This is a genomic window from Peribacillus psychrosaccharolyticus ATCC 23296, from assembly GCF_000305495.1.
Classification (GTDB): Bacteria; Bacillota; Bacilli; order Bacillales; family DSM-1321; genus Peribacillus; species Peribacillus psychrosaccharolyticus.
Window position 1 is genome coordinate 1 of sequence record NZ_AJTN02000067.1, and the last position, 4,329, is coordinate 4,329.

General features: G+C 36.6%; 5 protein-coding genes and 2 pseudogenes. All 7 read left to right on the forward strand.

What is annotated here, in order from left to right; translation table 11 throughout:
- On the forward strand, window positions 1-828 hold an 828-nt coding region (locus WYK_RS05585), incomplete at its 5' end, for an asparagine synthase-related protein (protein WP_040373596.1).
- A 14-nt stretch (window positions 829-842) separates the two neighbouring features.
- Window positions 843-974 (forward strand): paeninodin family lasso peptide, encoded by a 132-nt coding sequence (locus WYK_RS24455; RefSeq protein WP_152526415.1) that lies wholly within the window; start codon window positions 843-845, stop codon window positions 972-974.
- A 233-nt stretch (window positions 975-1,207) separates the two neighbouring features.
- Window positions 1,208-2,142, forward strand: a pseudogene (locus WYK_RS05590) (aldolase).
- Window positions 2,139-2,423 carry a lasso peptide biosynthesis PqqD family chaperone gene (locus WYK_RS05595; RefSeq protein WP_040373597.1) on the forward strand — a complete coding sequence of 95 codons (285 nt, stop codon included), beginning with the start codon at window positions 2,139-2,141 and terminating at the stop codon, window positions 2,421-2,423. The pseudogene WYK_RS05590 and the gene WYK_RS05595 overlap by 4 nt, the downstream one beginning before the upstream one ends.
- 15 nt (window positions 2,424-2,438) lie before the next feature.
- A complete protein-coding gene (locus tag WYK_RS05600; RefSeq protein WP_040373598.1) occupies window positions 2,439-2,927 on the forward strand; it encodes a lasso peptide biosynthesis B2 protein in 489 nt (162 codons plus the stop codon).
- A complete protein-coding gene (locus WYK_RS05605) occupies window positions 2,911-4,080 on the forward strand; it encodes a nucleotidyltransferase domain-containing protein (RefSeq protein ID WP_040373599.1) in 1,170 nt (389 codons plus the stop codon). Before WYK_RS05600 ends, WYK_RS05605 begins: the two co-directional genes overlap by 17 nt.
- Window positions 4,081-4,102: 22 nt before the next feature.
- Window positions 4,103-4,329 (forward strand): annotated as a pseudogene (locus tag WYK_RS05610) (ABC transporter ATP-binding protein); the annotation flags it as partial.

Genomic DNA, 4,329 nt, shown 5'->3' on the forward strand with positions numbered 1-4,329 from the left:
AATGAAGAAGGAGTAGGAATATTACTTAATGGAGATAGAGGAAATTTCACTGTTTCTTGGGGTTCAGCTTTAGACTACTATTCTATTCTTTTGAAAAAAATGAAATGGATTAGCCTTTTTCAAGAATTAAATCAATATAGTCAAAATGCTGGGGGGGCTCGGTTAGGAAGGGTTCCAGATATTGCAAGGATCGGATTTCCGATTATCGATAAGCTATTTCCTCAAGGAAAGCCTTTTCAACGTCCTAAACATATTAATCCAGAATTTGCATTGCGGACTAACGTTTATAGTAAATTCAAGAAGAATGGGTTTAACCAGGAAGGTTGGTTTACTACCTCAAGTATATATGAGGAGAGGAAGAGGCACTTTGAACATACTTCTCTTTGGAATGCTGGTAATACACTTTCTTCAAAACTATCTTTACGCTACTCATTATGGAAGCGTGATCCAACCAATGATATACGAGTAATCAAATTTTGTTTATCTGTTCCGGAAGACCAATACGTTCAAAATGGAGTTGATCGAGCTCTTATTAGAAGGTCAACAGAAAAATTTTTACCTGATGAAGTCAGGTTAAATCAAAAATTTCGTGGTGTCCAAGGTGTTGATTGGGTTCATCGAATGACCCGGGTTTGGGGTGATTTTAGAGAAGAATTACAAGTATTAAGTAAAGATAAAAAAATTTTAGAGTTCTTAGATAGTAATTTGATAAAAAAGTCCTTATTAATTTTTGAACAGGGACACCGACCAGAATTAGCTACTAATTCGGATTATAAAATTTTAATGCGTAGTATAATCATTTACCGCTTCATTAATAACTTCAATTGAAAGGAGGTGATAACATGAAAAAACAATGGAAGAAACCAGAAGTAGAAGTGTTAGATGTGAAAATGACCATGCTTGGTAAAGATGGCGACTTTACTGATGCAACTTTCCCTGCCGATACTCCAAGGGGGAAACTAACATTCAGTTAAGGGAGAAATGTTCATTCATACGAATTAGTTAGGATTACATTGAAAAGCATTCATCGTTTTTAGTAATCCCCTATACGCGAAAAGTGTGTAGGGGCTTTACTTAAATTAAATAACTATCAGATTGTAAAAGAGTGTATTTTTTCCGGGTTTTATTAATTTTGAATATATCAGACCTTTAAAAGGTTGTTTAGATAGGGTTTTGTCAAAACCTAATTTATCAAGGAGAGAGTTAGATGATTAATAGTTTACAAACAATGGTTTATAAAGCTTTTGGATTTACTATTTTTAGTGAGATTAGTCTACCTGAAATCCCTCATCATAATTTGGAAACAGGGTTAGCGGATATCATTATAAAAAAACAGATCTCTCTCAGTTGGTGTCTGAACGATCAAGTGTAACTGAGCATTTTGTAGTAAAAGAAAAGTCTATTACATTTCATGTACCTGAGATAGCAACTTTTCAAATTAGAAATGGAAATGAAATTTTGGTTTCTCCACTAAATAACTCAGATGAAGATTATCATCGTCTGTACATTCTAGGTACTTGCATGGGAGCCATCCTGATGCAAAGAAAAATCCTCCCTTTACACGGAAGTGCGATTGCCATTGATGGTAAAGCCTATGCATTTGTAGGAGATTCAGGTGCGGGTAAATCCACATTAGCTTCCGCTTTCCTAAACAGGGGATATCAGCTGCTGAGTGATGATGTAATACCAGTCACCATTTCTGCTGAGAATATTCCAATTGTGACACCAGCATACCCTCAGCAAAAATTATGGATGGAAAGTCTAAATCAGTTTGGAATGGAATCCGATCAGTATAAACCAATTGTCGAAAGGGAAACGAAATTTGCTGTTCCCGTCTCTTCTCAGTTTGCTAATCAACAGCTTCCGCTTGCTGGAATCGTTGAACTGACTAAAACAGATGAAGCGGAGATAAGGATCATTCCTATTACAAAAATGGCAAGGTTTCATACGCTATATACACATACGTATCGTAATTTTTTTCTTGAAGGAGCTGGATTAATGGACTGGCATTTTGCTACTACTGCAAAAATGATTAATCAACTTAGCTTTTACCAGTTACAACGTCCTGTTTCTCGGTTTACGGCTCACGATTTAACAGAGTTAATCCTATCTACAATTAGCAAGGAGGAAAAGGTACGATGACACAGACTATCTCTACTAATCAAGTAATCAGTCAAGCTGCAGGATATATTGTAAGTGACATGGATGGAGAAAAGGTCATGTTAAGTATACAGAGCGGGAAATATTACAACTTAGGACAAGTTGGTGGAGACATATGGGACTTGATTAAAGAGCCTGTTTCTATTGAACACATTGTCCAATCTCTTCAATCAATCTATGATGTCAGTCAAATAGAATGTGAAGAACAGGTGCGTTCTTTTCTAGAAAAGCTGAAGGAAGAAGGCTTAATTCTCATTAGCTAATCTTGGAGGGGAACAATGACTATATTCCATAAAATAAAAACCTTTTATAAACTTGACATGAACCTGAAAAGGTTGATGGTGGAAGCCTATTTAACCTTAGCTTGGGCCCGGTATCGGAAAAGCAAAGTCTTCGCAAAAATCGCTCCGTCCTTAGGTGAACAAATGGCAGAAACGACTTATCTTGAAAATACTCAAAATAGAGTTATTTTACGAAATATTTCAAGTGCCATTCATTTGGTGAGTCGGTTTACATTTTGGGAAAGTGAATGCCTTGTTAAAGCGATGGCGGGAATGAAAATGCTAGAAAAAAGAGGGATTGAGAGTACGCTTTATTTAGGGACAGCCAAAGATCAAACGGGATTGGTTGCCCACGCTTGGCTTCGGAGCGGTTCCTTCTATATTTCAGGATCAGATGGCATGGAAAGGTTTACGGTAGTAGCCAAATTTGCTAAAAGGAAGAACGAGACTATCCACGAAGGAGAAAATTATGGATCATACCCTTGATTTAACAGGTGTCCCTAAAGAAGTTCTTTTGATTCTGGAATTGACGAAAGATGGTAAGCCTTCATTCTCGAAAGAAGAGCAAGAAGCACTATGTATGGATTTAAATTGGGATCTTTTTTTAGAGTATACGCTTCACCATCGCTTGTTTCCAAGGCTTTATACAAACATTAGGAAGATAGATAATATATTGATTCCTTCCTCTGTGAAGGAACAATTAAATCATTATTATAAATGGAATACTTTTCAAATGCTCCAATTGAGCATGGAAATGGAATATGTTAGCAAAATATTTTCGGAGATTGGAATTGATACTATATTTTTAAAAGGGCCAGTTGTGGCCAAAGATTTATATGGAGATATATCTTTGCGTACATCTAGAGATTTAGATTTCCTTATTCCAATCCAACATCTTACGAAGGCTGAGGAATTTTTAATTCAGCTGGGTTATGAGAAAGAATATGATTTTGAAACTGTGCTGAATGACTGGCGGTGGAGACATCGTCATGTCACCTACTCCCACCCGCAAAAACAAGTGAAGCTTGAAATTCATTGGCGTCTTCATCCAGGACCCGGAAAAGAACCGAGCTTCCAAGAATTATGGGAAAGAAAAAGAATGAGCAGCCTAACGAATTTTCCGGTCCATTTTTTAGGAAGAGAGGATCTGTTTATCTTTCTTGTTGCGCATGGGGCACGGCATGGCTGGTCACGTTTACGTTGGCTGGATGATATTCAACAATTAATGAAGCAGCCAGTAGATTGGGATTTGACTTTTCAATTAAGTAAATCAAGTCATAACTTGAATATTATGGGACAGGCCATGGTCCTTGCATCACAGTTACTAGAATCAACTCTTACAAACGAGATGAAGCCGTTTTTAAGAGGAGCTAGAGCTCATACTTTAGCCCAAGAAGCGATTTTCTATTTAGAAAAAATGGTGAATTTACATACAGATCCTGTTCCAGAAGAAATCACCAACTATCATACACGTCATTTATTCTCCTTAATGTCTGCTTATCAAAAGTTTTTCTTCCTTCTTAGTTTGATGTATCCCTACCCAATCGATGTAGAGACATTACCGTTACCAAAAAAACTTCACTTTTTATATTTTCCTTTAAGGCCGCTATTAATGGTCTGGAGAAAGACAGGAAATTAGCTTTACCCTAGGGGGTTCATACATGAAAGACATTATCTATTTCTTAAAACAGATTCATTCGTATGCTGGAAAGATTCTGTATATAAATATGATTGCCATGACTTTTATTGGCTTATTGGAGAGCGTAGGTACCTTATTATTAATTAGTTTGATTGGAATGAGTGGCATCGTGAATATGAATGTTGATCATATTGCCATATTTAACTTATTTGGTTTTCTTGATGACCTGCCTGCCTCTATCCGATTGTC